Source organism: Phenylobacterium sp. (assembly GCF_965229015.1).
Taxonomy (GTDB): domain Bacteria; phylum Pseudomonadota; class Alphaproteobacteria; order Caulobacterales; family Caulobacteraceae; genus Phenylobacterium.
Map to the genome: position 1 here is coordinate 1569087 of NZ_CBDDIM010000001.1, position 26560 is coordinate 1595646.

A 26560-nucleotide genomic window follows, 5' to 3' on the forward strand; every position below is an offset into this window, starting at 1 on the left:
GTTGGGCCGCCCCTAGACTGCGGCGCGAGACGAGGAGCATGGCGGATGACGACGCACACATGGCAAGTCGGCGAGGTGAAGGTCACCCGCCTGATCGAGACCATCGACACCTTCGATCCGGCCCTGATGCTGCCCGGCGTCACGCGGGAGTCGGTGCTGGCCCTCGACTGGCTGGCGCCGCACTTCATCGACGCGAGGGGCCGCATCCACCTGGCGATCCAGGCCCTGGTGGTGGAGACTCCGGAGCGCCTGATCGTCATCGACACCTGCGTCGGCAACGAACGCAGCGGCCGCGGCCTGCCCCAGTGGAACGGCCTGCAGACCGCCTTCCTGGAGGACTTCGCCGCCGCCGGCTTCGATCGCGAGGCGGTGGACGTGGTCTTCTGCACCCACCTGCATTCCGACCATGTGGGCTGGAACACCATGCGGGTGGGGGAGGCCTGGGTTCCCACCTTCCCCAAGGCCCGCTACCTGCTGAACCGCGCCGAGTACGACCATTGGTCCGGCCAGCGGCCCGACCCGGGCCTGGACGCCATGTTCGGCGATTCCATCGCGCCGGTCCTGGAGGCCGGCCTGCTGGATCTGATCGACCTCGATCACCGGCTCTGCGAGGAAATCACCCTCGTCTCCACCCCGGGCCACACCCCCGGCCACGCCAGCGTCCGCATCGTCTCCCAGGGCCAGGAAGCGATGATCAGCGGCGACTTCATCCACCATCCCTGCCAGATGGCCACGCCGGACCTGCCCCAGGGCGCCGACTCCGATCCCGCCCAGGCCGCGGCGACCCGCAACAGCCTGCTGGCGGACCTGGCGACGAGCCAGGTCCTGCTGATCGGCACCCACTTCGCCCCGCCCACCGCCGGGCGGGTGCGGCGGGACAAGGGCGCCTACCGCTTCGAGACCTAGTGGGCCAGCAGCGAGGCCTTGGCGTTCTCGCGCTTGGCGCCGCTGCGCAGGGAGGTCACCAGGGCCGGCTGCACCGGCTTGCCCTTGTTGCCCCAGGAGGCGCGGACATAGGTCAGGACCTGGGCCACCTCCAGGTCGGTGAGCTCACTGGCGAAGGAGGGCATGCCGCCGCGGCCCTTCAGCACGCGGGTCACAGGCTCCACCGGATCGCCCTGGGCGATCTTGCTGCCGGCCAGGGGCGGGAAGGCGCCGGGAATGCCCTTGCCGGTCAGCTGGTGGCAGGCCGAGCAGTTGTCCGCGAACAGGCCCTTGCCGTCGGCGGCGAAGGCCGGGGCGGCGGACAGGCCAAGGGCGACCACGGCCAGCGGGATCGAAAGACGCATCTTACTCTGGACTCCGGAAATCAGGCCGCTTGGGCGCGTTTGTGCAGCTTGGCGATCTGCTGCCAGGCGCTCTCGATACCCCCGGCCTGCCAGCCGGTGAGATAGGAGAGGTGTTCGCCGGCCAGGTACAGCCGGCCATCGGGTTCGCAGAGGATGGGATAGGCGTCCTTGCGCCCCTCGTCGTCCCATTGGGCCCAGCCGCCGAGATTGTGCTCGATGCGGTGCCAGGCCGCCGAGAACGAGGTCTCGACATTGGCGGCGTATTCCGGGAAGGCGCGCATCCCGCCCTGGGCGGCGAACTCCTGGCGGGCCTTGGGGCTGAGCGCGCTGACCTTGGCCGCCGAGGCGCCGAAGTTGTAATAGCCCAGCAACACGCCCTTCTGGCTCTGGAAGCCGGTGGACGGCAGGGTGATGGTGTTGATGTCCGGGTCGTCGGTATAGACGTGGCCGCCGTAGATGAAGTGCTTCTCCTCCCAGAACCGGGTCTTCATCTGCAGGCCGATCTTGCCAACCAGGGCGTAGGAGACCGCGCCGATCGCCTCCTTGAACTTGGGTGACACGCCCATGTCCATCTGGCGCAGCACCGAGAGCGGGATGGTGCAGATGCAGTAGTCGGCCTTGAGGGTCTCGACCTTGCCGTCGGGGCCAGAGACCGTGACCTCCACCCCCTTGTCGTTCTGGCGGTACTTCTTCACCAGGGTCGAATAGCGGATCAGCTGGCCGACGTGTCGCTCGAAGCCCTTGGCGATCTGATCCATGCCGCCGACGGGCTGGAACATGGTCCGCTGCTGCTCGTAGCCGGTGACCGAGGACAGCACGCCCCAGGCCTTGGAATGCAGGACGTCGGTCAGGGGATAGGGGGTCGACTCCTTGCCGGGGCCGGGAACCACGCCGGGGCCCGGATTGACCTCGAAGCCGCGACCGTCCGTGCCCTTGTAGGCCAGGTCGGCCGACAGGTAGCCCTCGCGGGTCAGATAGGCCAGGAACAGCTGCCGATCCTCGGCGGTCATCTGCTGGTCGAGCGCCCCCTGCTTGACCTGCTTGGCCAGGATCTCGGCGGCCGCGCCGCGGGCGTCGGCGGCGATCTGGCCCTTGCGGATCGCCTTGCCGGCCAGGGGGCCTGTCCCCTTGTTGAAGGCGACGTAGGAGGCGTCGTTGTCGTTGACGAAGACCTCCAGGGGCACGTTGAAAAGCTTGGTGTAATGCAGGGTCGAACGGTGGTGGTAGGGGATGCGCCACGGGCCGTGGTTGATGTAGAGCCCGTCGTCGAAGTCGCACTCCTGGGCCTCGCCGCCGAGCTCGGTGAGCTTGAAACCCTTGCGCGCGGTCTGGCAGCGGCCGCCGGCGAAGGCGCGGGCCTCGATCACGGTGACGTCGTAGCCGGCCTTGGAGAGTTCGTAGGCGCTGGTCATGCCGGCCACCCCGGCGCCCAGGACGATGACCTTCTTGCCCTTGCCGCCCTCCCCCAGCTCCGGCGGCGCGGCGTTGGCCGAGGCGATGTCGAAGCCCAGCGCCGTCATGCCGGCCAGCAGCAGGGCCGACCCGCCCATGCCCCCCAGGCTCTCCAGGAAGCTGCGGCGCGACATGCCGCCCCCGCCGTTCATGATGTCCGGAGTCATCGCTCTAATCCCCACGCCACGCTTGATGGCGTGCAAGGGAGCGGCCTGGGTGGGGGGTGACAATCGCCATTCCGACAATCCCTGTGCGAGGGCGGCAAAAGGGTCCGACCGTGCCTAATGCCTGGGCGGCGGGCGGCGGTTTTGGGCGCCGGCCGAATAATCGACCGGCGAATCGTCCCGATCAGCGGCCCTGGAAGTCGGCGGGACGCTTCTCCAGGAACGAGGTCATCCCCTCCCGGAAGTCCTGGGTGCGGACCAGTTGCAGGAACTGCAGGAAGACGTGGTGGACGTGATCGTTGAAGGTCTCGTTCAGCCCCATGCGCATCAGCCGCTTGGCTGACTGCACCGCCAGGGGCGCGTTGTCGGCGATCTCCCTCGCCAGCTTGCGGGCCTCGGTCATCAGCTCCTCGGCGGGCACCACGTGGGTGGCCAGACCCATCTCCAGGCTTTCCTCGGCGGTGAGGGTGCGGCCGGTGAAGATCAGCTCGGCGGCCTTGGACCAGCCGATCAGGCGCGGCAGGAACCAGGTGCCCCCCGACTCCGGCACGATGCCGCGCTTGACGAAGGCCGCCGCCAGCTTGGCGCCTTGGGCCATCATGCGGATGTCGCAGCCGAGCGCGGTGTCGAGGCCATAGCCGGCCGCCGAGCCGTTCAGGGCGCAGATGGTGGGCTTGTTCATGTTGAAGATCACCGTCGGCGGGGCGGTCTTCAGGTCGAGGTCCACGGAGATAGTGGCCGCCTGGGTCTCCGAGCCGATGCCCGAGCCGCTGGTGGCGCTCACCAGGTCGAGGCCCGCGCAGAAGGCCCGGCCCGTGCCGGTCAGGATCACGCAGCGAACCTCGGGATCGGCGTCGGCCTGCAGCAGCAGCTTGGACAGCAGCGACAGCATGGGGCCGGAGATGGTGTTGAGCCGCTCGGGCCGGTTGAGGGTCAGGACGGCGACGCCGTCGGCCACCTCGTACAGCACCTCTGCCGACTGATCGGCGCGCGCCTGGGCCAGGGTCTCGCTCATCATCAACTCCCATTGTCGGCTTTTTGTCTTTGGCCCAGCTAAGGACCGATGGGAGTTCGATGCAAGCCTAGGGTTTGGGCAGGATGCCGTTCAGGTAGCGCCGCTGCGGCTCGAAGATCGACAGGGGCATGCGCCGCATCCGCGGGTCGAAGGAGATGTGGGTCCAGCGGCCGTATTCGTGGATCAGCTGATCGAAGACGATCTTGGAGCCGAGGATCTTCTGGCAGACCTCGTAGGGGGTCTGGCCCGGACAGTTGAAGTCCACCGCATAGCCCAGGCAGTGGGCGCTGGACGAGGCGCCCTTCACCGCCCGGTTCAGATCCACGCCGCGATAGCCGCTGGAGACATTGACGCCGACCCCCAGCAGGGTGCGCACCGTCTCCATGGCCTTGGCGGTCTCGGTCAGGCGGGCCAGTTCCCGGGGCGGCGGCAGGTTGCTGATCTTCAGCCGCGCGGCGGTCTCCGAGCGGGTCAGCTCCTCGAGGGAGAAGTGGGGGCTGAGCTGGGTCATATGCCCTTCCCCTTGGCCGGGTCGGTGCTGCTCTCGGGCTTGGGGCCGGAATTCCGGATATTGATCAGCTTGTTCAGCAGATCGAACCAGAAGGGCGCCCCCAGCATGCCGGCCAGCGCCGTCACCAGCCAGCCGGGCACGCTGGCGAGCTGGGCGAGGGTCAGGGACGGTGGGGCGGTCCAGCCCACCGGGGCGTTGCGCAGCAGGTCGTCGCGGGCCTGTTCGACGGCGGCCGCCTTGGCCGGGAGGTCTCCATCCTGAGCGGGCGCCGGCGCGCCGGCCTCCACCGTCTTCCTGGCCTGCTCCACCATCGCCTCGCGCAGGGTCGGCTCGGCGTAGAGCCGCTGGACGATGCGGACGGTGTCGACATTGAAGGCGATGGCCAGCACCAGGCCCAGGATGAAGGTGATGAGCTGAGTGTAGCGCTTGTACTGGCCGCTCAGCCGGTCCATGGCGCCGTCGTACCAGCGCTCGATCCCGGTCTTGAGCCTGTCCCAGTCGCCCTCGGCCTCGTTGAGGGCGGTGACCAGGGCCTCCCGCAGGCGGCCCGGCGGCAGGGCGTCGATGGACTCCTTCACCTGGTCCAGGGCCTGGCCGCTGGCGCCGGCCCGCAGGGCCTGCAGCAGGGCTGAGGCGAAGTTCTGGGCCGAGACATAGGAGGGCCGGCTGGTCCCTCCGCCGCCCACCAGGGGATGGTGATAGATGTCCTCGTGCCGCAGCTCGAAGCTGGGCCCCAGGTCGCCCGAGGCCCGCTCGGTGGCCGCCTCGGCCTCCTCCGGGGTCAGGGGTGTCGTTGGGGCGGCCTTTTCGGCCGCGCCGCCTCCGTGGCCCAGGCCCGAGAGCCAGCGCGCCACGATGTTGCGCTCCTCCGCCACCGCCTCGGGATGCTCGATGAGCTGGGCGAAGGCCTGCTCCAGCCGCGCCGCCCGCAGCTTGAACCAGCCCGCCGCGGCCTCCAGCACCGTGGAGAGCAGCAGGGCGAACAGCAGGTAGGTGAAGACCAGGCCGATGGCGACGTCGACGGTGGGACCCAACATCAAGGGGCCCTCCCCTGGACGCCAGACCCGATTGCGGATGCACGCATGATCCCCCCCAGGACGTCTCGGCCCGGAGAGTTAACCATTCAACCTGGAGTGTCGCAACCCCGGGCCACGCGCGATGAGGTCCGGCTAACGGACCTCAGAAGAACAGCTTGCGCACCGTCAGCTTCACCGAGCGGCCGACCGGATCCAGCAGGTCAGGCTGGTAGCTGACGGGGGTGACCCCGGCGGCCGAGCGCACCTCCTGGCGGCTGTCGAACAGGTTGTCGATCGAGAGCGTCGCCCGCGCGCCGCGCAGCCAGGTATGGGTCCGCGCGATGGGCTGGGCGCCCAGGTCGGCGAAGAGGCGCAGGTTCACCGTGGTCTGGTCGGAGAACTCCAGGTCGTCGCCGGTCGCGCTCCCCACCACGCGGGTGGCGCTCTGCCAGTTGGCGTTCAGGGCCGCGCCGAGGCCCGCGCGGGTGTAGTTGGCCTGCACGTCCACCTGATGGCGGGGCGAACCGCCCCCGCCGCCGATCGCCGCCCCGTCCAGCAGGTCGAGTTCGGCCAGGCCCGGATGGATCAGGATGTCATCGCGGAAGGCCACCGTGTGATAGACGCCGAACTGGAAGACCCCGCCGCGCGGACCGCCGCCGCCGAAGCCCCCAAAGCCGCCGCCTCGGCCGCCGCCGCCGCCGGGACCGCCATAGCCCCCGCCATAGCCGCCCATCCGGGGACCGCCGTCCTCCCGCGCGGGCGGCGCGGCGCCCGCGGGCGGCGGACCGCCCTCCGCTGCGCCCGCGGGCCGAGCGACCTGCCCTTGGCCGGCGGCGGCCGCCGGGGCGCCCTCGCCCCCTGGCGGACGGGCCTCGCGGCGCTGGCGGAACGCGGCCAGTTGCTCCGGCGTCGGCTGGGGGCCGACATTGCGCGAATAGGTGAAGCCCCAGCGCAGCTCGTCGCGGGCCTGGCGCGCGAAGTTCACCGGCCGGGCGTCGATCTGCACCAGCCGCCCGCTGGCGTCGCGGACGAAGCGGTCGGGGAAGGCCTGCTCCACCTGGGTCGAGGCCGAGGGGAAGGCCGCCACCAGGTTGTCGGTGCGGCTGGAGACATAGTTGGCCTGGAAGGTCAGGTTGGTCTTGTCGAAGGGCTTGTAGGTCACCCCCAGCTTCAGGACCTCCCGCTGGCCGCCCGTGAGGTTGGGGGACCCACCGGTCACCCGCACCACCTCGGCGGTCTCGCCGCGGGTCAGGTCGAACACGCGCACGCCCGGCGTGGCGACCACGGGGTCGCCCAGCTGGTTCATGGTCGGCGCCTGGTCGGTGCGGGTCACCGAGGCCAGCAGCCGCAGCGGCTTGACCGGAACCCAGTTCAGCCCCGCCCCCACTGTCTCCAGATCGCCGAAGTCCGACAGGTGCTGATAGCCAAGATTGAGATTGCCCGACAGCTTGCCGAGCGTCTCGCCCAGCCCCTCCCCGGCCCGGGTCAGGGGCACGTCGAAGCTGGCCTGCAGCTGGCCGATGTTGCGGGTGAGGTCGGTGGAGGTGGTGAGACCGGCGCGCAGGGCCTCGCTCTCCAGCTCGGTCGTCGACACCCGGCCCGTCAGGGTCGCGCCCACCTGGCCGGCCGGAAGCTCCCAGAAGGCGCGGTTCAGCACGATGTCGGACTGGGCCTGGGTGGTCACCGACTTGGTGCGGTCGGTATAGGCGAACGCGCCCAGGGCCCGGTCGTTGAAGGACTTGGCCACGTCGCGCGAGACATTGCCGGTGTAGGACCACTGCCAGCCGGCATAGGCGCCGCTCATCGCACCCGCCAGGCTGGCGTTGTCGGCGGTGGAGCGCCGCGCCAGGGCCTCGGCGCCGAAGGGCGAGACGCCGAGCTTGGAGTCGGTGTCGGTGGACTCGTAGGTCCCGTTGATGGTCCCCGACACGCCATTGCCCAGGGGCCGGGCATAGACGGCGTTGAACACCACATTGGTGGAGTCCGGCTGCAGGGTGCGGAAGGGACTGGCGCCGATCACGTCGCGGTCGCTCTCGAGAATCTGGTCGGCCTTGGTGGCCTTGGCGTCCAGGGTCAGCCGTTGCCCCCGCTGGATGCGCAGCAGGGCGGCGTGGCCGGCCACCGTCGTTCCGGCGGCGCCCTGGGTCGGGACCTCCACGGAACCCTCCGCCAGCTTGGCGCGGAAGCGCTGGCGCAGGACCATGTTCACCACCTTCTGCTCGGCGGGATAGCCGTACCTCAGCGACACCTCCTCGGGCAGGATCTCCACCCGGGCGATGGCCTCGGTGGGCAGGTCGCGGATTTCGGCGAAGCCCGAGGCCCGCGCCCCGTTGATCAGCACCACCGGGCGGCCGCCGCCGCCCTGGCCGCTGCCGGTCTGGGGGGAGAGCGCGCTCAGCAGTTCGGCGACGCTGGCCGCCCCATAGGCGCGGATCTCCCGGGCCGAGAGGGTGACCTCCGGGGTGATGTCGCCAGCCACAGAGCCCGGCAGGGTGCGCGCGCCCGCCACCACCACCAGTTCCTCGACCTCGGTCTCGTCCTCCAGGCCGGGATCCTGGGCGGACGCCGAGCCCGCGGTCAGGGCCACGACGGCGCAGCCGGCCAGCAGGTGAAGGACAAGGCCCGCCGCAGGGCGGCCGGAAGCATGGGAAGAACTCAAGATATTTGATCCTGCTGGAGAGGTGGAGACGCGGCGTGGTCCTCTCAGAGACCTTTTCACCTGAACCCGTGATGACCGGACTTCCGTCGCTTCCTCACCCGCCCATGTGACGGCAGGATGTCGGACCGGAAACGCCGGATGTAATACGCGCAACCTTCGCCGAGGCTCCCCGGCCCCGCCGCGCTATCGCTGACCTCACCGCCCCCGCGCGGTGGCGATCGCCGTGGCGATCCGGTCGGCCAGGTCCGCCATCTCCTCCGGCGTCATCGCCAGGAATCCGGCCCGCTCCACATCCAGGGCCGCGAACTGCTGCTCTTCCAGCGGCACGCCGGGCGGCAGGGCGGCCACATGCCAGTGGACGTGGCGGTTGGCCTGCTGGCTGCCCAGGGAGAGGATGTAGATCCGCTCCGTCTCCAGGGTCGCGCGCAGGGCTTCGCCGACGTCGTGGACCAGGGCCTGGAGCCGCAGGTAGTCGTCGCGGCTGAAGTCGCCCGTCACCTGCTCCAGATGCGCCTTGGGGCAGACCAGGACATAGCCCGGCAGGGGCGGGAACTTGTTGAGAAAGGCGATGGAGACATCGTCCTCGTAGACGACGTAGTGGGCGAATTCGGGATCGCCCGAGACCAGGCCACAGATGAAGCACGGCCGGCTCTGGACGGAGGCCACGTAGCTCGCGACGTCGAACTTTTGCCGTTCCGCCAAGGCTGCTGCTCCCCAGCTACCGCTGAGCGGGTTGGAGGATCATTTCGACGGCGATGGTGTCCCCCGCCGTCACATCGGTCTTCTTCCGCACCGCGGCCTTGAGGGGCAGGTAGTAGGTCCCGTCCTTGGCGAACATCGCGGTGGTGAAGACCACGCCCTTGATCGTCACCTCGACGGGGATCATGCCCCAGCCGTAGGTCACCAGCCTCGACAGGCGCCGGACCTCCTCGGCCTCGGCCGCCGGCAGAGGGGCGTAGAAGAAGGGCGACGGGCCCCGCCAGTAGATCACCTCGGCCTCGAAGCTGAACGTCACCGCCCCCTCCCCTACAGCCCCGTGCGCACCTGGAACAGTTCCGGGAAGAACGAGCCCTCCAGGGCCTTGGCCAGGTAGCTGGCGCCGGACGATCCGCCGGTGCCGGGCTTGAAGCCGATGATCCGCTCCACGGTCTTCAGGTGAGCGAAGCGCCACTGCTGGAAGCGGAATTCCAGGTCCACCAGCTTCTCGGCCAGTTCGTAGAGGTCCCAGTACTGTTCGGGGTCGCGGTAGACCACGGCCCAGGCCGCCACGATGGCCGGGTCGGCGACGTGGACCTGCGACCAGTCGCGCTCATCCTGGACGTCGAAACCACGCCGTTTCAAGAGCCGCACGCACTCGTCATAGAGGCTGGGGGCGGCCAGCGCCGCGGCGAGATCGGGATAGGCCGCCGTGCCCTCATGGACCGCCAGCAGCCCCGCGTCCTTGGCCCCCATCAGGAACTCCAGCATCCGATACTGGTGCGACTGGAAGCCCGAGCTCTGGCCCAGGTGCGGGCGGATGGCGTGGTATTCGCTGGGCGTCATGGTCGCCAGCACGTCCCAGGACTGGATCAGCTGGCCCTGGATGCGGCTGACGCGGGCGATCATCTTGAAGGCCGGGCCCAGGTCGTCCTCCGCGATCTGCTGGCGCGCGGCCGACAGCTCGTGGATCGACAGCTTCAGCCACAGTTCCGAGGCCTGGTGGATGACGATGAACAGCAGCTCGTCGTGTTCGTCGGAGCGCGGCCGCTGGGCGCTGAGAATCTGATCGAGCGCCAGGTAGTCGGCGTAGCTGATGTCGGGCCGGGTATGGATCGTGTCGCTCATGTCACCGCCGCCACCTGGTTGAAGCGGTCCTCCCGCCATTCCTCGCGCGCCATCACCTGGACCAGGTGCTCGACGGCGTCCCAGACATCGACATATCGCACATAGAGCGGAGCGAAGCCGAACCTCAGCACGTCGGGCGCGCGGAAATCCCCCACCACCCCGCGGGCGATCAGGGCCTGGACGATGGGGTAGCCGTTCGGATGGGTGAGCGATACCTGGCTGCCGCGCTGGGCGGAGTCGCGCGGACAGGCGACGCCGAAGCCCGGGCAGCGTTCGGCCACCAGGTCCAGGAACAGGTCACCGAGCGCCCGGGACTTGGCGCGCAGATCGGCCATGGCGACGCCGTCGAAGGCGGTGAGCGCCGCCTCCAGGGCGGTGAGGCCGAGGACCGAGGGCGTGCCGCACAGCGCCCGCAGCATGCCCGCGCCCGGCGCATAGTCGTCACGGAAGGCGAAGGGCTGGGCGTGTCCCATCCAGCCGGTGAGCGGGGTCTGGAACTCGGCCTGGTGGCGGCTGGCGATGAAGGCGAAGGCCGGGGCGCCGGGGCCACCGTTCAGGTACTTGTAGCCGCAGCCGACGGCGAGGTCCGCCCCGGCCCCGTTCAGGTCCACCTCCAGGGCGCCGGCGCTGTGGCTGAGGTCCCAGAGCGCCAGGGCGCCGACCTCGTGGGCCCGCGCGGTCAGGGCCCGCATGTCGTGCAGGGCGCCGGTCTTGTAGTGGGCGTGGGTCAGCAGCAGCAGGGCGACGCGCTCGTCCAGGGCGGCGTGCAGGTCCCCCGGCGCCGCCAGCCGCAGCTCCACGCCGGGCAGGAACCGGGCCAGGCCCTGCAGGATGTAGAGGTCGGTGGGGAAGTTGCCCGGCTCGCTGAGGATCACCTTCCGTCCGGGCCGCATCGCCAGCGCCCCGGCCGCCAGCTTGAAGAGGTTCACCGAGGTGGAGTCCGCGGCGATCACCTCGTCGGGCGCGGCGCCGATCAGGGCGGCGATCCTGGCCCCCACGCGGGCCGGAAGGCCGATCCAGTCAGCGGTGTTCCAGGAGCGGATCAGCCCCCTGCCCCACTCGGCCTCCACCGCCTGCGCAAGCCGACCCTTCACCGCGCGCGGCAGGGCGCCCAGGGAATTGCCGTCCAGGTAGATCAGGCCGTCTTCCAGCTCGAACAGGTCCCGGCGCGCGGCCAGGGGATCGGCGCGGTCGCGGTCCAGCGCCGCCTGCCGGCTCATTGGGCGGACGAGTAGTTGGGCTGGTCTATGGCCACCTGTCCTGGGCGTTGGCGCGCAGGGCGGCCAGCAGGCCCGGGGTGGCGGCGTCCATCCCGCCGGTCCGCAGTTGCTCGCAGAGCTCGGCGGTCAGGGCCTCGAAGCCGCCGGTGTGGCCCAGCAGGGCGGCCATCCGCGCGACGGCCTCGGCCTCGGCGGCGGGCCCCAGCGTCACCTCGCGCTTGACGACGCCCAGCACATTGACCGCCACCCGGGCCAGGAAGGCGTCGCGGGGCTTCAGCTCGGGGCGGATGGAGTCGATCCAGCGGGCCACGGCGTCCACCAGTTCCTCGGTGCGCGGATGGGTGATCACAGGCCGGCCTCCAGCAGGTTGATGAGATCGATCTCGGTCTCCGAGACCCGGCGGCCGATCATCGGCCGCTCGACGGAGCTCTCGGCCCCGGCGGCGTAGCTGGAATACATCATCAGGCACATGACGCCCCACTTCAGCGAGCCGAGGGCCTGCCAGTAGCGGACCCGCGACAGGGAGACCGGGGCCCCGCCCGCCTCGGCGTAGCCCGCCAGCAGGTCGGCATAGTCGCCGAACCCGCCCACCGGCTTGCCGCTCATCCCGAAGCGCCAGGAATTGACGCAGAGCCAGCCCAGGTCCTCGGCCGGGTCCCCCAGGTGGGAGAGCTCCCAGTCCAGCACGGCGGCAACACCGGTCTCGGGGCTGATCAACAGGTTCCCATTGCGGAAGTCCCCGTGCAGCAGCACTTCGGGGACCGGCGGCGGCACGTGCTTCCTCAGGTGCTGGAAGGCCAGCTCCAGGATCGGCCGCTGGGCGCCCGACTGGCGGTAGACCTGCTCGTAGCGATCCAGCTCCTCGGCGGCGTCCGACCGCTTCAGCGGGATGCCCTCCGGCGAGGCGGAATGGATCTCGGCCAGGATCTGGCCGCACTGGCGGGCGAGCTTGGGGCGGACGCCCTCGAACCTCGGATCGGCGACGATCTTGCGGCCCAGGGCCTCGCCGCCGATGCGGACGGTGATGTGGGCCTCCCCCAGGCCGTCCTGCGGCTGGCACAGCCGGATCAGGGGCGCGACGGGTGCGCCGACCCTGGCGGCGGCCTGGATGAGCGCGGCCTCCGTGGCCAGGGAGGTGGAGCGCGAGGTCTCCTCGTCGAAGGGCCCGGGACGGCGACGCAGAATCATCTCGCGCGGGCCATCGGGGCCCGTCAGGGTGAAGGCCCAGGTCTCCATGCTGGCCCCGCCCGACAGGCGCTGGGCGGCCTCGACGCCCGTCCCTCCGAGGGTGGGCGCGAGTTGCGCAAGCGCTTGTGCGATATCGACTTCCATGACGTGGCGGAACCTCAAGCTGACTTCTGCTTGACGATCTGCGGCCCTGAGCGTCGGCTTGTAAATCGTCAAAATGAACGGCCGCGAGCTTCCAGAAACAGGCCGAAGGGAAACGCCATGGACTTCAACCTCCCCCCCGAACTGGTCGCCTACCTGGGCGAGCTGGACGCCTTCATCGAGGCCAAGATCAAGCCGCTGGAGCAGAAGGACGACAACATCCGCTACTTCGACCACCGGCGTGAATACGAGCGGACGGACTGGGAGGCCGGCGGCCTGCCGAAGAAGGAATGGGAGGAACTGCTGGGCGAGGCCCGCAAGCTGGCCGACGAGGCCGGTCACCTGCGCTACGCCTGGCCGCCGGAGATGGGGGGCAAGGGTGGCTCCAACCTCGACATGGCGGTGATCCGCGAGCACCTGGCCGCCAAGGGCCTGGGCCTGCACAACGACCTGCAGAACGAGCACTCCATCGTCGGCAACAACCCCTTCATCCTGATGTTCAAGGAGTTCGCCACCAACGCCCAATACGACCGGGACGGCGCCAAGCTGCTGGCCGGCCAGATGCGCACCACCTTCGGCCTGACCGAACCCAACCACGGCTCGGACGCCACCTTCATGGAGACCCGCGCGGTCCCGCACGAGAAGGACGGCAAGCCCGGCTGGCTGATCAACGGCGAGAAGATGTGGTCGACGGGCATGCACGTGGCCACCCACTGCATGGTCTTCGCCCGCACCAGCGGCAAGGACGGCGACTCCACCGGCATCACCTGCTTCATCGTGCCGGCCGACACCCCTGGCGTGAAGGTCGAGGAGTACCTCTGGACCTTCAACATGCCCACCGACCACCCCCGGGTCAGCTACACCGACGTCTGGATTCCGGAGGACAGCTACTGGGGCCAGATCGACCGGGGCCTCGGCCTCGGCCAGAGCTTCGTGCACCAGAACCGCATCCGCCAGGCGGCCTCGTCCCTCGGGGCGGCGGTCTACTGCATCGAGGAAAGCGTCAAGTACGCCCGGGACCGCAAGCCTTTCGGCAAGCCCCTGGCCGACAACCAGGCGATCCAGTGGCCGCTGGTGGAGCTGGCCACCCAGTGCGAGATGCTGCGCTGGCTGATCCGCAAGACCGCCTGGGACATGGACCACATGGAGCACAAGGAGATCGAGCGGCAGATCTCCGACAAGGTCTCGATGTGTAACTACTGGGCCAACCGCCTGGTCTGCGAGGCCGCCGACCGCGCCATGCAGGTGCACGGCGGCATCGGCTATTCCCGCCACAAGCCCTTCGAGCACATCTACCGCCACCACCGCCGCTACCGGATCACCGAGGGCGCCGAGGAGATCCAGATGCGCAAGGTCGCCGCCTTCCTGTTCGGCTTCATGGGGCCGAAGAAGAAGGCCTTCGCGGAGATCGAGGGGGCGGCCAAGGACGAGTACGTCCAGCCCATCCCCGCCCGGCACTAGCGCACGTCAGGCTCCGGCGATCTCGCGGGCCAGGGCGGGGGGAACCTTGCGCTGGTCCGGGGCCGGGAGGTCGGGGGCGCCGGCGGTGGGCTTGGTCACCGTCTGGGCCGGCGACCAGGTCGCGCCGCCGTCCTGGGTCTCGTAGCGGAACCAGAGGGGGGCGGCCTCGGCCCGTTCGGCCTTGGCGCTCAGGGCGCCCTTGCCCTCGGGGTCCATGGAGAGGCTGACGAACTCCGGGTGCTCGGCCGGAACGTCCAGGCCCTCGGGCGTGGCGAGGCCGGCGCAGACCAGGGCGCCGCCGCCGGTGGGAAGCAGGGCCAGGCCCAGGGGCCCGCCGCCCTCGCGGACGACCTTGGTGATCACGTAAAGCCCCTGGGGCCCGTAGCGGACCGCCTGCACCTGCGAGATCGGATCGATCATGTAGCCGGCCCAGCCCGCGGCGGCCTTGCGGAACACCGTGACCCCGGTCGCCCCGCCGATCACCACCGGACCCGGGAAGCCGGCAGGCGAGACCACCCGGGCCTCGGCGTCCTCCACCAGCAGGCGTCGGGTGACCTTGTCGAAGGGGGCGGGCGCCGCGCAGTCCCACTCGCCCTCGTGGGCGGTCAGGGTCTCGCGGGCGGCGTCGCGCTGGGCGTCGGTCAGGGGCGTGACCGCCGGGGCCGCAGGCACGGCGGGCGGCGGCTTCTGGCAGCCCGCCGCGGTCAGGCCGAGGCAGGCCGCCAGGGCGATGTTCGCAAGGCGCATAGGCCCCTCCCCTATCCGTAGAGCCGGTCCATGACCGGCGGCAGGCTGTCGGGGAGGCCCAGCAGGGGTCCCGAGGACAGCAGCAGGACGATCTCGTCGCCCTTCAGGTGCGACAGGGACTCCGTCACCGCCTGGGCGCTGGTGGGTCCCTCGACCTTGACCCCGGCGGCGGCGGCGCGGGCCAGGATCTCGGCATGGGTCGACTGGTGGTGGGTCTCCGCGCCATGGCCCGGCGGCGGGACGATCAGGACCCGGGCCGCGCCCTCGAACACCGTGTCGTACCAGGACAGCGCGTCCTTGCTGCGCCAGGAGAAGGTGTGGGGCTCGAAGACCACGATCAGCGGCCGCTCCGGATAGTGCAGTTGCAGGGCGTCGATGGCCGAGCGGGCCTTTTCGTAGGAGGAGCCGAAGCCCTCGATCAGCGGGATCCTGGAGGTTCGGGTCAGCCGGTCCAGCCGGCGGCGGATGCCCTGGAAGCTCGCCACGCCGCCGGCCAGCCTCTCATGGCTCACCAGACGGCGCTCCAGCAGGAAGGCGCAGACGCCCACGATGTTCTCGATGTTGTGGGCGCCCAGCAGGCTGGTGGTGAGGTCGATCCGCTCCCCGTCGGGGGCTGTCAGCTTGAAGCTGGTGGTGTCGCCATAGACCACGTCCTGGCTGAACCAGCCGTCGCAGGGGGCGGTGTCGTACCAGACGGTGTGGGCGTGGGTCTCCCCGGCGATCTTGCGGATGGCCGAGTGATCGCGCGCCACCATCAGCCCGCCCCGCGGCAGGGCGTGCATCAGGTCGATGAACGGCGCCTCGTAGTCGTGGAAGGTCGGGAAGACGTTGACGTGGTCGTGGATCAGCGAGGTCAGCAGCAGGTGCCGTGGGTGGTAGAGGGCGAACTTCGAGCGGGTGTCGCCATTGCCGACGATGTACTCGTCGCCCTCCAGCAGCATCTCGTGGCGGCTGCCCCAGTAGCCGGTGGCCGGCAGGGAGGGCGAGATGGCCCCGATCATCCAGCCGGCGTCATAGTCGGCGCTGCGCAGGATGTGGGCCATCAGGGCGGTGCAGGTGGACTTGCCGAAGGAGCCGGCCACGACGATGTTCTCGCGGCCCTGGGTGGCCTCCCCCACCAGCTCGGCGAAGGTGGTGACGCGCACGCCGCGGGCCCGGGCCGCGGCCACCTCCACATTGTCCTCCCCGCCCAGCTTGGCGCTGGTCCCCAGCACCAGGACGTCGAGATGGTCGGGCAGGTTGGCGGCGTCGAAGCGGTAGGTCACCGGGAAGCCCAGCCCGGCCACATAGGTGGACATGGGCGGGAAGACGTCCTCGTCGGAGCCGGAGACCTGGTGCCCGGCGTCGCGCATCATCAGCGCCACCGCGCTCATGCCCGCCCCAGCTATGCCCGTGAAATGAATACGCATCGCGATTCCGCCTGAGGACCGGCCCTGAGTTAGCCGAGGCCCCGCCCCTCCGTCGAGGGTGTCCCTCGGAACCGGCGGTTAAGACCTGATTAACCATAAGGACCGACTCTGTGGCGGTCTTCCTTGAAGACACCCCACCATCACCACTTTCCAAGCCCGGCTTCGGCCGGGCTCTTTTTTTGGCCCGCGCTATTTTGGATTGGCCGCCCCGGCGTCAAGCGGCGCAAGCTCGCCTCCAGACCGCGCGAAGTCGCGGATGGAGGACATGCCATGGCCAAGGCCCCGACCGGTTTCAAGACCCGCCTTGAACCGCAGGACGAGTTCACCCACGATCCCGGCGACGTGAAAAACTACAATGAAAGCATGTACTTCAACGTCTTCGATCCGGTGAAGAAGACGGGCGGCTGGTTCCGTATCGGCAACCGCGCCAACGAGCACTACGCCGAGATGACCATCTGCCTCTACCTGCCCGGCGGTCGGGTGGCCTTCATGTTCGCCCGGCCGACGATCACCGACAATTCGGAGATGAACGCCGGGGGACTCAAGGTCGAGGTGGTGGAGCCCTTCAAGCATCTGAAGGTGACCTATTCGGGCAAGGCGCTGATTCTGGAGCGTCCCCACGAGATGGCGGACCCGAAAAAGGCCTTCCGCGACAATCCGTCCCTGCCCTGCACCGTGACCCTCGACTACGAGGGCGTCTCGCCCATGTACGGCGGCGAGACGGTGCGCGAGGACGGGGTCCCGATCGAGATCGATCCGGAGAAGTCCTTCGCCAAGGCCCACTACGAGCAGCACTGCGCGGCCAAGGGCGTCTTCACCGTCGGCGACGAGCGATTCGAGATCGAGGGCTTCGGCCTGCGCGACAAGTCCTGGGGCCCGCGCCACTGGCAGGCCATCGACTGGTACCGCTGGTGCCCGATGAATTTCGGCCGCGACTTCGGGATGATGCTGTCGGTGATCGGCGACGGAAAGGGCGGCGCGCGCCAGGGCGGCATGGTGTTCGCCGACGGCGCCTACGACCTGATCGAGGAATGCGTGATCGATAGCGACTGGGACCAGAACGGCTACCAGACCGCCCTGCGGGCCAAGGTGAAGACCCATGGCGGCAAGGCCTATGAGGTCACCGGCGAGGTCATGTCCCTGATCCCCCTGCGCAACCGCCGCACCACGCCGGACGGTCAGGAGCTGCAGACCCGCATCACCGAGGGCATGACCCGCTACCGCTGCGGCGACCTGGTGGGCTACGGCCTCAGCGAGTACCTCGACCAGATCGTCGACGGCCAGCCGAACGGCAAGGTCGCCGGGTACTAAAAGAGCGCTCGGACCGACTTGCACCGACGCGCGGGCCATCGTATACGCCCGCCTCCAACGGTGATCCCGGATAGCTCAGCTGGTAGAGCAGTCGGCTGTTAACCGACTTGTCGCAGGTTCGAGTCCTGCTCCGGGAGCCATTGGAACCGCCGCCCATATGCGGCTCAGCCCTCAGCCTATGCCGCCCCGCGCCAGGTCCGCGCCGATCGCGGCGATCACCGGTCCCCAGGCGTGATCGGGCCCCTGGCGATACAGGCGCACGCTCGGATACCAGGGACTGTCGCTCGCCCGGTCCAGCCAGCGCCAATCGACCCCCAGCACCGACAGCATCACCCAGCACGGCTTGCCCATGGCCCCGGCCAGGTGGGCCATGGACGAATCCACCGTCACCACCAGGTCGAGCTGGGCGATCAGGGCCGCGGTGTCGGCGAAGTCCCGGGCGCCGCTCGCGGCGGGATCGAGGTCGAAAACCTGGCCCGGCAGGACAGCGGCGAGCTGGGCGGCCTGGTCGGCGGTCAGCGATCGATGACGGTCATTGCCGTTGGTGGGGCTGCCCCGGGTGGCCAGGCCGATCTTCAAGCCCGGCGGCAGGGCGGGCCAGGTGGCAGGGGTGTTGAGATAGGGTTCCGTCGGCAGGGCCTCCAGGGTCGTTCCCAGTGGGGCCGGCAGACCACCGGCCATGACCCAGTAGTCGGGATCGGGGAAGTCCACCGCCCCGGCGGCGGCCAGCACCCGGGCGCCGGGGAAGCTGTGGGCGAACAATCGCTCCAGGCTCGGCCGGCACAGCAGGGTGACGTCGGCGCCCTGAGCCTGGAGCTGGGGAACGAAGCGGGCGAACTGGATCTGGTCGCCGAAGCCCTGCTCGGGGAAGATGACGATGTGCTTGCCGGCCAGGTCCTCGCCCCGCCATTCGGGATAGGGGAAGTCCTTGGGCGTGGGCAGCCGCATGGCCGGGATTTCGTGGCGCGCGCCGTAGAGCTTCCAGCCCTCCGGGTACTGCCCCTGGGCCATCAGCGCCAGGCCCAGGCCGAGCCGGGTCTCGGGGCTCGGGGCGGTCGCCAGGGCGCGGCGCAACTCGGCTTCGGCCTGAGAATAGCGGCCGGTCTGGTAGAGCAGCTGGCCCAGATGGTGGCGGGCCTGCGGCAGCTTGGGCGCGGCCAGGATCACCCGGCGCAGGCCCTGTTCGGCCTGGACCATGCGGCCGGCCTCCAGGTCCGCGACGGCCTGGGCCAACAGACGGCCGGTCGCCGGATCGATCAGAATCGGCGGAAGCATCAGGTCCCTTGGCCCGCGAAAAATGGACGGCGAGAAAACCACATCGCATCGACCGGCCCAAGACCAAGGTGGCATTGGCGGCGCGACGGAACCCGAACCGCCGCCCCGCGCTCCTAGGAAGCAAGCGGAGCCATGACATGACCGGACGCCCCCTCGGACGAAGCCTCGTCGTCCTGCTCGCCGTTGTGGCGGCCATCGCCATTCCGGCGATCCAGGCCACCCAGCATATCGGGCTGTCGGCCGCCGAGTTCGCCGGACAGGGCGACCAGACCCTGAGGGCCGCAGGCTACGCCTTCTCGATCTGGGGCCTGATCTATCTGGGCCTGGCCGCCTACGCCCTCTATCAGCTCACGGTCGCGCCCGAGACCCCGATCCTGCAGGCCCTGGCCTGGCCCTCGGCGGTGGCGATCGCCGGCTGCGGCGCTTGGATCCTGGCCTCGGCCTTCAACGCCCAATGGCTCAGCGTGGCGATCATCGTCATCTCGGCGGCGACCCTGATCGCGGGCCTGGCGCGCGCCCGGGCGCAGGCGCCCCTGCCCGCCGTCCGCGATCGCCTGCTGATCGTCTGGCCGCTGTCCCTGCTGGCCGGCTGGCTGACCATCGCCTCGGCCATCAACATCCTCACCGTGCTCACGGCCCAGGGGGTGATCGGGCCCGACCTGACCTGGGCGGTCCTGGGGATCGCCGCGGTGCTGCTGACGGGCGGCGCGGTCGGCTGGCGGCTGGCCTCGCCGGTCTATCTGGCGCCGATCATCTGGGGCCTGGCGGCGGTCTATGTGGCCGAGCAGGCCGAGAAGCCGAACGCGGCCTGGCTGGCGGCGGGCGCGGCCGTCCTGCTGGCGGTCGAGGCCCTGATCCTGCTGCGCCGCCGCAGCGCCTAGAGGCTAGGCCGCGACCCGCCCGAACCGCTGGCGGTACTCGCCCGGAGTGATCCCCACCCGCTTCTGGAAGGCACGGTGCAGGCCGTCCAGGCTGCCGAACCCCGCCCGCTCCCCCACCCGCGCCAGGGGCCAGTCGGAGGTCTCCAGCAGGGCCTTGGCCCGGTCCACCCGCGCCAGCTCAACGAAGGCGGCCGGGGTGGTCCCCATCTCCTTCTGGAAGACGCGGGAGAAGGTGCGCTCGGTCATGCCGCCGCGACGGGCCAGTTCAGGCAGGCTGAGGTCGCCGGTGGGGTCGGCGCTGATCTCGGCCACCAGCTTGCGCAGGCGCGGCGTGGCGGCGGCCTGCACGCCGAGGCCCGCGCTGAACTGGGTCTGGCCGCCGGGACGGCGCATGAACAGCACCAGGTTGCGGGCCACCGCCAAGGCGACCTCGGCCCCGAGGTCGGCCTCCACGAAGGACAGGCACAGGTCGATCCCTGCCGTCACTCCGGCCGAGGTGTAGAAGGGCGGATCGGCCACGAAGATGGCGTCGGGCTCCAGCCGCACCGCGGGGCGGAAGGCGGCCAGGTTCTCGCAGGCGTCCCAGTGGGTGGTGGCGCGGCGGCCATCCAGCAGGCCCGCGGCGGCCAGGATGAAGGCGCCCGAACAGACGCTGCCGATGCGCCGCACCACGTCCCGGCGCGCCTGCAACCACTCGACGATACCGCTGCCGCGCATGGACAGCAGGCCCTGCTCATCGCCCCCGGCCAGCAGCACGGTGTCGAGGTCGCCCGGCAGGTCGGCGACCCGCACGGCGCCGGCCAGCCGCAGGCCGGAATTGCAGAGGATCTCGCCCCCCGCCTGCGACGCCAGGATCACCTGGTAGGCGGGCGCGGCGGCGAACCGGTTGGCCATGGAGAACACCTCCAGCGGCCCGACCAGGTCGAGGGACTGGGCGCCGTCATAGCCGATGAGGGCGATGTTGCGAGGATGGGTCTGGGCGTAGGCCATGGCGTAATATGCGACATGTATGACATTTCCGCCAGAGATTTCGACGCCTAGGGTCAGCCTCGTTGAAACCCCAAGACGGAGACTTCCCATGTCCGACCCCTGCACCAACGACAACTGCAGCTGCCAACCCTGCGCCTGCGGCCCCGACTGCCAGTGCGGCGAAAGCTGCGCCTGCAACGCCCCGAGCCAGGCGAGCGCCCCTGCCGCCTCGCAAGACTGACGCCCGCTTCCTCCCCGGAGACCTGACATGCGCACCCCCGTCCTCGCCGCCGCGGCCACCGCGGCGACCCTCGCCTTCCTGCAACCGGTCGCTCCCTGGGCCGCGACGGGGCCGAGCGTGGCGCTTGTCCGGGCCGACGGCCTGACCCTTCCGGCCCCAAAGGCCGGTCGGGCCAGGCCGCTGGTGGCGGTCCTGGCCGACAACGCCGGCGCCGAGACCACCGACTTCATCATCCCCTACGGCGTGCTCAAGGAGTCGGGCGTCGCCGAGGTGCGCAGCGTCTCCACCGGACCCGGCGCGGTCCGGCTGAGGCCCGCCCTGCGGGTCCTGGTCGACCAGACCACCGCCCAGTTCGACGCCGCTGAACCCGCCGGCGCCGACATCATCATCGTGCCCGCCCAGGTGAAGCCCAAGAGCCCCGAGCTGGCGGCCTGGCTGCAGGCCCAGGCGGCCAAGGGCGCCACGGTGGTCTCCATCTGCGAGGGGGCCCGGGTCCTGGCCAACGCCGGCCTGCTGAAGGACAGGCGGGCCACCACCCACTGGTCGGCCCTGAAGGGTCTGACCAAGGCCTATCCCGACACCACCTGGGTGCGTGACCGCCGCTATGTGCAGGACGGGCGCGTGATCTCCACCACCGGGGTCTCAGCCTCGATCCCCGCCTCGCTCGCCCTGGTGGAGGCCATAGGCGGCCGCCCGGTCGCCCAGGCCACCGCCACCCGCATCGGGGTGCGCGAATGGGGGCCCGCCCACCGCACCGCCGACTTCCAGGTGACCGGCGCCGACTATGGTCACGGGATCGCGGCCCTGGCGGCCTTCTGGCGTCACGAGACGGTGGAGGTCCCCCTGGCCGACGGCGTCGACGAGGTGGCGCTGGCCCTGCGCGCCGACACCTGGTCGCGCAGCTACCGGACCCATGTGGCGATCACCCGCCCGGGCCTCGGATCCGTGCGCTCCCGCCACGGCCTGACCATCCTGGCCACCGGCGAGCCCCACGAGGGCGCCTACCGCCTGCCCCTGCAGTCCGGCCCGGTCGCGGCCCAGATCGAGGACGACCTGACCTCCATGGGCCGCCGCTACGGCCCCGAGGCCGCGCGCCTGGCCAAGCTCGGCCTGGAATACGACCCGCCGCGCTAGGACGGCCTGTCGGGTCGGCAGACAGGTCCGGCGTTTGCTTCTGGACCGTCGGCGCCGGGCGTCGCAACATGCGCCCAGGGCGGAGGGCGACGGACTTGGAGGACATGACGGCGGATCTGCCGGGCTTCTTCCAGCGGGCCTTCGCCTGCTCGCCGGAGGTCGCCGCGGCCGTCGCCCGCAGGGCCCACGACCGCACCTATGCGGCCCAGGCGCCCATCGTCCACCAGGGCGACCCCGGCCGCGAGACCTTCCTGCTGATGCTGGGCCGGGCCCACGCCCTGCTCTATGGCCGCGACGGACAGGTGGTGCTGCTGCGCGAGTTCGAGCCCGGCGACATCTTCGGCTCCATCGCCGAGGTGCGGCCGACCCCGGAGGACGCCGACATCGTCGCGGTGGAGGCGGCCCGGGCCGCGGCCTTCGTGACCTTCGACTTCGTCCAGCTCATCGAGACCCACGGCGCCGTCGGCCTGGCGGTGTCGCGCCTGCTGCTCAAGCAGCTGCGCCAGGCCACCGGCGCCATCCTGCAGCGGGCCACCCTCTCGGCTCAGGGACGCGTCTATGCCGAACTGCTGCGGCTCGCCCGCCTGGGGGACGGCCGGACCCTAAGGCCGGCGCCGGTGCTCGCCGCCCTGGCGGTCCGCGTCCAGACCACCCGGGAGACCGCCTCGCGGGCGGTGGGGACGCTGGAGCGGCGCGGCGTGATCCGCCGCGACGGCGCGGCCCTGGTGATCGTCGCCCCGCACCGCCTGGAAGACCTCATCGTCTGAAGGGTCAGGCTTTCAGGGCGTGCAGGCGGATCTCGCCGCCGTCCAGGTCGCCGACATATTCGGTGCGCGACGGCCGCAGGGCGTGGAGGGCCGCGGCGAAGTCGTCGCTGACCTGGATCGCGCCCACGGGCGTGGCGGCCAGAATCTGCGCCGGCAGGTCGGCGGTCTCCCCCAGCAGCAGCTCCGCGCCGCCGAACGGATCGGGCGCGGCCCGCAGCAGCCCATAGTGGCCGGCGCTGCGCGCCTGCGGCGCCGCCGCGCGGATCGCCAGGGCCGCAGCGGCGGCCTGGGCGGGGCCCGCGAAGACCATGGCCAGGCGCCGCCCTTCCCAGCGCGGCGGCGCCAGGGGATGGGCCGCGGCCGCCAGGGCCGGCAGCACCTCGCCGATCAGCGCCGCCTCCTCGGTGTCGCCGAAATCGACGGACAGCAGGGCCGCCAGGCGCAGGTTCCCGGCGGCTGGCCAGGCTGACGCCTCGCCGCCGAGACGGCGCGCGGCGATGACCTGCCGGCGACGGCCGGCGGCGGTCCAGGTGGCCAGGCTCTGGCGGCTGGCCAGGCTTCCTTCGGCGTCCTCATCGACCACGACGATCTGCGCGGCCTCGGTGGCCAGGGCGCGGGCCCGCATGACGGCGCAGCCCATGGCCACCTCGGCCGCCAGTTGGACCGCCAGGGCCTGGGTCGGATCGGCGCCTGGGGCGACCACCCGCACGCTCTCGGCGGCGGCCATCAGGGCGTCAAAGCGCGGCCGCCAGTCGCCCCCCGCGGGATCGACCGAGGCCGAGGCGAAGGCCGCCACGCCGCCCGGCAGGATCAGGTGCAGTTGCGCGCCGCGGGCGACGAGGACCTCGGCCACCAGGATATCCGCGCCGGCCGCCAGGGCCCCGTAGCCCGCCCCGATCCGCTCCGCCGCCAGCTGCAGGCCCACCGCCTCGGCCACCCCCGCCGCTTCCAGGCGCATGAGGCCCGCATAGTGCAGGCTGCGGGGCGGCCGCAGGAGATCCAGCCAACCGGCGTCCGCCTCAAGGGCGGCCAGGATCAGGGCGAACTGGCGCAGGGTGGCGGCCTGGTCTTCCCAGGCCTCGGGCGCCAGGCTCACGGCCTCGGCCAGGGCCGTCTTCGCCTCCGCCGTGCGCCCCAGCAGCAAAAGGGCCTCGGCCCGGGTGGCCTGCCGCCAGTAGGGAGTCTCGGCCTCGTCGGCATCGCGGTCGAGAACCTCCAGCACCTGGACGGCGCGGGTCCGGGCCACCGCGGGCTCGCCGCCCAGCAGGGCCAGGGTGGCGGCGTTGATCAGGGGATAGCTGGCGCCGGTGAGCGCCCCGGCCTCGGCGTAGGCCAGGGCGGCCTCGGCGTAGAAGGCCCGCCGGTCCGCCCCGTCCGTCGCCAGGGCGCGGTCCTTGAGCAACCGCCCCCGCACGCTGAGCACCCCGGCGTCGTCCCGGACGCCCTCGAACCCGGCCTCGCGGAACAGCCGCCAGGCGTGGTCGAGGGCGCCCGCCCGCGCATGGGCGACGATGGAGAGCAGGGTCGGACGCGGGGAAACGCTCAAGCGAACAGTTCCAACTCATGACGGCGACGGAAGGCGAGAAGTCCTACGGCTGGAAGGTGCCGCCATTGTTGGGCACGTCGGGGTCGATAATGATCTCAACAGAGTCGGTGGCCGACTGCAGCACCTCAATGTGCAGATTGAACTTCTGCGGTTCGTGGTCGCCTCGGCGGACGACGCTGAACATGACGATGCGGCACTTGTTCTGGACCCTGGTCGCCCCTGTGTCGGGATTCGCGTCGTTGGCCGGCGTACCGCGCGCGAGGGATCCGTCGGAATTTACGTGCCAGAGATCGCAGTTGTCGTCGCTGTAGTCGTCCTTGGAGGTGACTCCGACGTCCTGCGTCCGGAACTGCCACTCCCAATCCGCTGACAGCTCGAGCACCACGGTGCACGGCTTATCGACCGGCACGTCGCGATCTGTGATCGTGCCCGGGCCCAGGGGATCAGGAATCTTCGGGACGACCGTCACGGGTTGAACCACCGCCCCGCAGCGCTTGGCGAGGAGTGTCCCGAGGGTTTCGTTCTGGACAACCCCGCATTCTTCGGCCTGGAAGCCCAGCCGTGGCCGGTTCGGATTCATGGTGAACCGGGCGTAGACGATCTCCTGTGGCTTGAAGTCCGCTGGCGCATTGCGCTGCAGCCGGATCATGTGGTTGAGGGATTTCGTCTCAACCATGTTCAAGAGCTTCATTTCAGTCCCTCGCTTCTCGGTTCTTGCGTGACACCAGCTCCAGGTTCTCCTGGAGCCGAACACGCTGTTGCGCCCAGTCCCGGTTGGCGGGATCGAGGGCGATCATGGCGTCGATGGCGGAGATCGCCTGGCGCAGGCGCTCCTGCGCCTGGGGGATGCGGCTGGCGCGATATTCGATGGAGGCCAGGGCCCGCTGGGAGGCGATCCAGCGCTCCCGCAGGGACATGTTCTTGGGGGCGGCCGCGATGAGCGGCGTCAGCAGCGCCCCCTCGGCGAGCCGTTCGGCGCGGGCGGCGGCCTCGTTGCGGTTGGCCCGGTATGCGTCGGCCAGCCAGGCATGGCGGTTGGCGAGGTCGGCGGCGATCTCCCAGCCGGGCCTCATCCGGGCGGCGGCGGCCTGCATCAGGCGCAGGCCCTCCCCGCAGGCGCGCAGGGCCCGGACCGGGTCCGGCGGCGAGCTCAGCGCAAGGGTGCAGAGGTTGCCCTCGGCATAGGCGGCCTCCCGCAGATATTTCGGGTTCTCCGGCGCCTGAGCCACCAGCCGTCCGGCCAGGGCGCGATAGGTGCGCCAGGCCCGGGTCGCGGGCGCCGGGCGACCCCGGAGATAGTCCACATAGCCCAGCCAGTACTGGCTCTGGGCGTGGGCCCAGATGCGGTCGGCCTTGTCCGGCTCGGCGGCCAGCAGGGCGCCGGTGGTGCGGGCCGCCTCGGCGAACTTGCCCAGGGCCGCTTCGAGATCGCCGCGCTTCAGATCGTCCTCGCCCATGGCGTGGAGCAGGCGGGCGCGCCGCTCCAGGGAGTCCGGCGGCAGATGAGCCAGGTCCTGATCGCCGTAATAGGCCAGCGCGCGGGTGTTGACGGCGGTGAGGATGTCGAGGCGTCCCACCTCCTTCAGCGGCGTGCGCAGGTCGGTCAGCATGAACTCCACCAGGGCCTCCGCCTCGGTGCGCTGCTCGCGGGCTTCCGTCCGCGAGGTCAGCGCGAAGATGGTCAACGCCCCCATCGCTAGCATCGCGGCCAGGGCCACCCCCGTGACGGCCGTCACGGCCCGCAGGCGGCGCTGAGCGTCGCGCTGGACCAGCTCGTCGAGCCCCACCCCGACAATCCCGGCCACCAGCTTCAGCAGGGCCAGGCGCTCTCCATCCCCCTCGGGCCGAAAGTCGGCGGCCAGGGGCTCCACCGCCACCCCGTCGGCGCCCGGAAGGCGCAGACAGTCGGGGAAGGCCTCCGGCGGCGCCCCCGCCGCCAGGGCCGCCAGGACGGGCCGGTCGGGATGCAGGCTGCGGAACAGCTCCACCTCGCGCGCCACCCAGGGCGAGGCCGCCGCGTGGGGCGAGCAGACCACGATCAGGCAGCCGGACTCCGCCAGGGCCGCGCGCACCTCGGCCGTCAGGTCCCCGGAGGCCGATAGCTCCTCGCGGTCGCGGAAGATCGGGGCGATCCGCCCGGGAACCGCGCCGCGCGCCGTGACCCGCCCCGCCAGCCGCCGGGGCACGGCGTAGCGCTCCAGACGCCGGTGCAGCCGTCGGCCGAACCGCCCATCCACGTGGCTGTAGCTGATGAAGGCGCGGTACCGGGGCGCCCGCCCCTCGCCCAAGTCGTCCATCACCGTCCCCCCGAACGATGTTCTCCAGCACCGTGGCAGAGCT

26 protein-coding genes and 1 tRNA gene are annotated in these 26560 nt (G+C 70.7%); 8 read left to right on the forward strand and 19 right to left on the reverse strand.

Annotated elements, in window-relative coordinates:
- Nucleotides 1-45: 45 nt before the first annotated feature.
- Complete coding sequence (locus tag ACO06I_RS07820) at nucleotides 46-906, forward strand: MBL fold metallo-hydrolase (RefSeq protein ID WP_421932012.1); 861 nt, start codon at nucleotides 46-48, stop codon at nucleotides 904-906.
- On the opposite strand, the gene ACO06I_RS07825 is transcribed toward ACO06I_RS07820, so the two are convergent.
- The 12 genes from ACO06I_RS07825 to ACO06I_RS07880 all read right to left on the reverse strand — a co-directional run bounded on the left by ACO06I_RS07825 (nucleotide 903) and on the right by ACO06I_RS07880 (nucleotide 12482).
- Nucleotides 903-1289 carry a c-type cytochrome gene (locus ACO06I_RS07825; protein ID WP_421932013.1) on the reverse strand — a complete coding sequence of 129 codons (387 nt, stop codon included), beginning with the start codon at nucleotides 1287-1289 and terminating at the stop codon, nucleotides 903-905. The two genes, ACO06I_RS07820 and ACO06I_RS07825, sit on opposite strands and share 4 nt — an antisense overlap.
- Nucleotides 1290-1309: 20 nt before the next feature.
- Nucleotides 1310-2908, reverse strand: coding sequence for a flavin monoamine oxidase family protein (locus ACO06I_RS07830; protein ID WP_421932014.1), 1599 nt, complete (start codon nucleotides 2906-2908; stop codon nucleotides 1310-1312).
- 181 nt (nucleotides 2909-3089) lie between these two features.
- The gene (locus ACO06I_RS07835) at nucleotides 3090-3920 is read right to left on the reverse strand and encodes an enoyl-CoA hydratase/isomerase family protein (RefSeq protein WP_421932015.1); all 831 of its coding nucleotides are present in this window, start codon (nucleotides 3918-3920) and stop codon (nucleotides 3090-3092) included.
- Between the two features lie 67 nt (nucleotides 3921-3987).
- Entirely contained in the window at nucleotides 3988-4431 is a 444-nt protein-coding gene (locus ACO06I_RS07840) for a D-Ala-D-Ala carboxypeptidase family metallohydrolase (protein WP_421932016.1), read from the reverse strand.
- Nucleotides 4428-5468: a hypothetical protein gene (locus ACO06I_RS07845; RefSeq protein WP_421932017.1), complete on the reverse strand. Its 1041-nt coding sequence runs from the start codon at nucleotides 5466-5468 to the stop codon at nucleotides 4428-4430. Before ACO06I_RS07845 ends, ACO06I_RS07840 begins: the two co-directional genes overlap by 4 nt.
- 142 nt (nucleotides 5469-5610) lie before the next feature.
- The gene (locus ACO06I_RS07850; protein WP_421932018.1) at nucleotides 5611-8106 is read right to left on the reverse strand and encodes a hypothetical protein; all 2496 of its coding nucleotides are present in this window, start codon (nucleotides 8104-8106) and stop codon (nucleotides 5611-5613) included.
- Between the two features lie 195 nt (nucleotides 8107-8301).
- Nucleotides 8302-8808, reverse strand: coding sequence for an HIT family protein (locus ACO06I_RS07855; RefSeq protein ID WP_421932019.1), 507 nt, complete (start codon nucleotides 8806-8808; stop codon nucleotides 8302-8304).
- Nucleotides 8809-8824: 16 nt separating this feature from the next.
- Nucleotides 8825-9121 (reverse strand): DUF1905 domain-containing protein, encoded by a 297-nt coding sequence (locus ACO06I_RS07860; protein WP_421932020.1) that lies wholly within the window; start codon nucleotides 9119-9121, stop codon nucleotides 8825-8827.
- An 11-nt stretch (nucleotides 9122-9132) separates the two neighbouring features.
- The gene (locus ACO06I_RS07865; RefSeq protein ID WP_421932021.1) at nucleotides 9133-9930 is read right to left on the reverse strand and encodes a tryptophan 2,3-dioxygenase; all 798 of its coding nucleotides are present in this window, start codon (nucleotides 9928-9930) and stop codon (nucleotides 9133-9135) included.
- Nucleotides 9927-11150, reverse strand: a complete 1224-nt coding sequence (gene kynU, locus ACO06I_RS07870) for a kynureninase (RefSeq protein ID WP_421932022.1) — start codon at nucleotides 11148-11150, stop codon at nucleotides 9927-9929. Before kynU ends, ACO06I_RS07865 begins: the two co-directional genes overlap by 4 nt.
- A 25-nt stretch (nucleotides 11151-11175) precedes the next feature.
- Nucleotides 11176-11499: a DUF6285 domain-containing protein gene (locus tag ACO06I_RS07875; protein ID WP_421932023.1), complete on the reverse strand. Its 324-nt coding sequence runs from the start codon at nucleotides 11497-11499 to the stop codon at nucleotides 11176-11178.
- Nucleotides 11496-12482: a phosphotransferase family protein gene (locus ACO06I_RS07880; protein ID WP_421932024.1), complete on the reverse strand. Its 987-nt coding sequence runs from the start codon at nucleotides 12480-12482 to the stop codon at nucleotides 11496-11498. The genes ACO06I_RS07875 and ACO06I_RS07880 overlap by 4 nt, the downstream gene beginning before the upstream one ends.
- A gap of 117 nt (nucleotides 12483-12599) precedes the next feature.
- Between ACO06I_RS07880 and ACO06I_RS07885 the strand changes: the two genes are divergently transcribed.
- Nucleotides 12600-13940, forward strand: a complete 1341-nt coding sequence (locus ACO06I_RS07885) for an acyl-CoA dehydrogenase family protein (RefSeq protein WP_421932025.1) — start codon at nucleotides 12600-12602, stop codon at nucleotides 13938-13940.
- 6 nt (nucleotides 13941-13946) lie between these two features.
- Here the strand turns inward: ACO06I_RS07885 and ACO06I_RS07890 are convergent, their stop codons facing one another.
- Nucleotides 13947-14687, reverse strand: a complete 741-nt coding sequence (locus ACO06I_RS07890; protein WP_421932026.1) for a hypothetical protein — start codon at nucleotides 14685-14687, stop codon at nucleotides 13947-13949.
- Between the two features lie 11 nt (nucleotides 14688-14698).
- On the reverse strand, nucleotides 14699-16096 hold the full coding sequence (locus tag ACO06I_RS07895) for a Mur ligase domain-containing protein (RefSeq protein WP_421932027.1): 1398 nt from the start codon (nucleotides 16094-16096) through the stop codon (nucleotides 14699-14701).
- A gap of 270 nt (nucleotides 16097-16366) precedes the next feature.
- On the opposite strand from ACO06I_RS07895, the gene ACO06I_RS07900 reads away from it, so the two are divergent.
- Nucleotides 16367-17407 (forward strand): DUF7064 domain-containing protein, encoded by a 1041-nt coding sequence (locus tag ACO06I_RS07900; RefSeq protein ID WP_421932028.1) that lies wholly within the window; start codon nucleotides 16367-16369, stop codon nucleotides 17405-17407.
- A 64-nt stretch (nucleotides 17408-17471) separates the two neighbouring features.
- Nucleotides 17472-17547: transfer RNA gene (locus tag ACO06I_RS07905), tRNA-Asn, on the forward strand.
- Between the two features lie 31 nt (nucleotides 17548-17578).
- Here ACO06I_RS07905 and ACO06I_RS07910 read toward each other — a convergent pair.
- Complete coding sequence (locus ACO06I_RS07910; protein ID WP_421932029.1) at nucleotides 17579-18682, reverse strand: tetratricopeptide repeat protein; 1104 nt, start codon at nucleotides 18680-18682, stop codon at nucleotides 17579-17581.
- 137 nt (nucleotides 18683-18819) lie between these two features.
- Here ACO06I_RS07910 and ACO06I_RS07915 point away from each other — a divergent pair, with 137 nt between their 5' ends.
- Entirely contained in the window at nucleotides 18820-19563 is a 744-nt protein-coding gene (locus ACO06I_RS07915) for a hypothetical protein (protein WP_421932030.1), read from the forward strand.
- A 3-nt stretch (nucleotides 19564-19566) separates the two neighbouring features.
- Here the strand turns inward: ACO06I_RS07915 and ACO06I_RS07920 are convergent, their stop codons facing one another.
- Nucleotides 19567-20553 carry a GlxA family transcriptional regulator gene (locus tag ACO06I_RS07920; protein WP_421932031.1) on the reverse strand — a complete coding sequence of 329 codons (987 nt, stop codon included), beginning with the start codon at nucleotides 20551-20553 and terminating at the stop codon, nucleotides 19567-19569.
- A gap of 88 nt (nucleotides 20554-20641) precedes the next feature.
- Here ACO06I_RS07920 and ACO06I_RS07925 point away from each other — a divergent pair, with 88 nt between their 5' ends.
- The 3 genes from ACO06I_RS07925 (at nucleotide 20642) to ACO06I_RS07935 (ending at nucleotide 22674) form a co-directional block, all read left to right on the forward strand.
- On the forward strand, nucleotides 20642-20773 hold the full coding sequence (locus ACO06I_RS07925; RefSeq protein ID WP_421932032.1) for a hypothetical protein: 132 nt from the start codon (nucleotides 20642-20644) through the stop codon (nucleotides 20771-20773).
- Between the two features lie 27 nt (nucleotides 20774-20800).
- Nucleotides 20801-21907 (forward strand): DJ-1/PfpI family protein, encoded by a 1107-nt coding sequence (locus ACO06I_RS07930; protein WP_421932033.1) that lies wholly within the window; start codon nucleotides 20801-20803, stop codon nucleotides 21905-21907.
- Between the two features lie 104 nt (nucleotides 21908-22011).
- On the forward strand, nucleotides 22012-22674 hold the full coding sequence (locus tag ACO06I_RS07935) for a Crp/Fnr family transcriptional regulator (protein ID WP_421932034.1): 663 nt from the start codon (nucleotides 22012-22014) through the stop codon (nucleotides 22672-22674).
- A gap of 4 nt (nucleotides 22675-22678) precedes the next feature.
- Here the strand turns inward: ACO06I_RS07935 and ACO06I_RS07940 are convergent, their stop codons facing one another.
- The 3 genes from ACO06I_RS07940 to ACO06I_RS07950 are packed head-to-tail and all read right to left on the reverse strand — an operon-like array spanning nucleotide 22679 to nucleotide 26517.
- Nucleotides 22679-24220 carry a tetratricopeptide repeat-containing protein gene (locus ACO06I_RS07940; RefSeq protein WP_421932035.1) on the reverse strand — a complete coding sequence of 514 codons (1542 nt, stop codon included), beginning with the start codon at nucleotides 24218-24220 and terminating at the stop codon, nucleotides 22679-22681.
- A gap of 43 nt (nucleotides 24221-24263) precedes the next feature.
- Entirely contained in the window at nucleotides 24264-24911 is a 648-nt protein-coding gene (locus tag ACO06I_RS07945; protein WP_421932036.1) for a nucleotide synthetase, read from the reverse strand.
- Between the two features lies 1 nt (nucleotide 24912).
- The gene (locus ACO06I_RS07950) at nucleotides 24913-26517 is read right to left on the reverse strand and encodes a toll/interleukin-1 receptor domain-containing protein (RefSeq protein WP_421932037.1); all 1605 of its coding nucleotides are present in this window, start codon (nucleotides 26515-26517) and stop codon (nucleotides 24913-24915) included.
- Nucleotides 26518-26560: the final 43 nt, after the last annotated feature.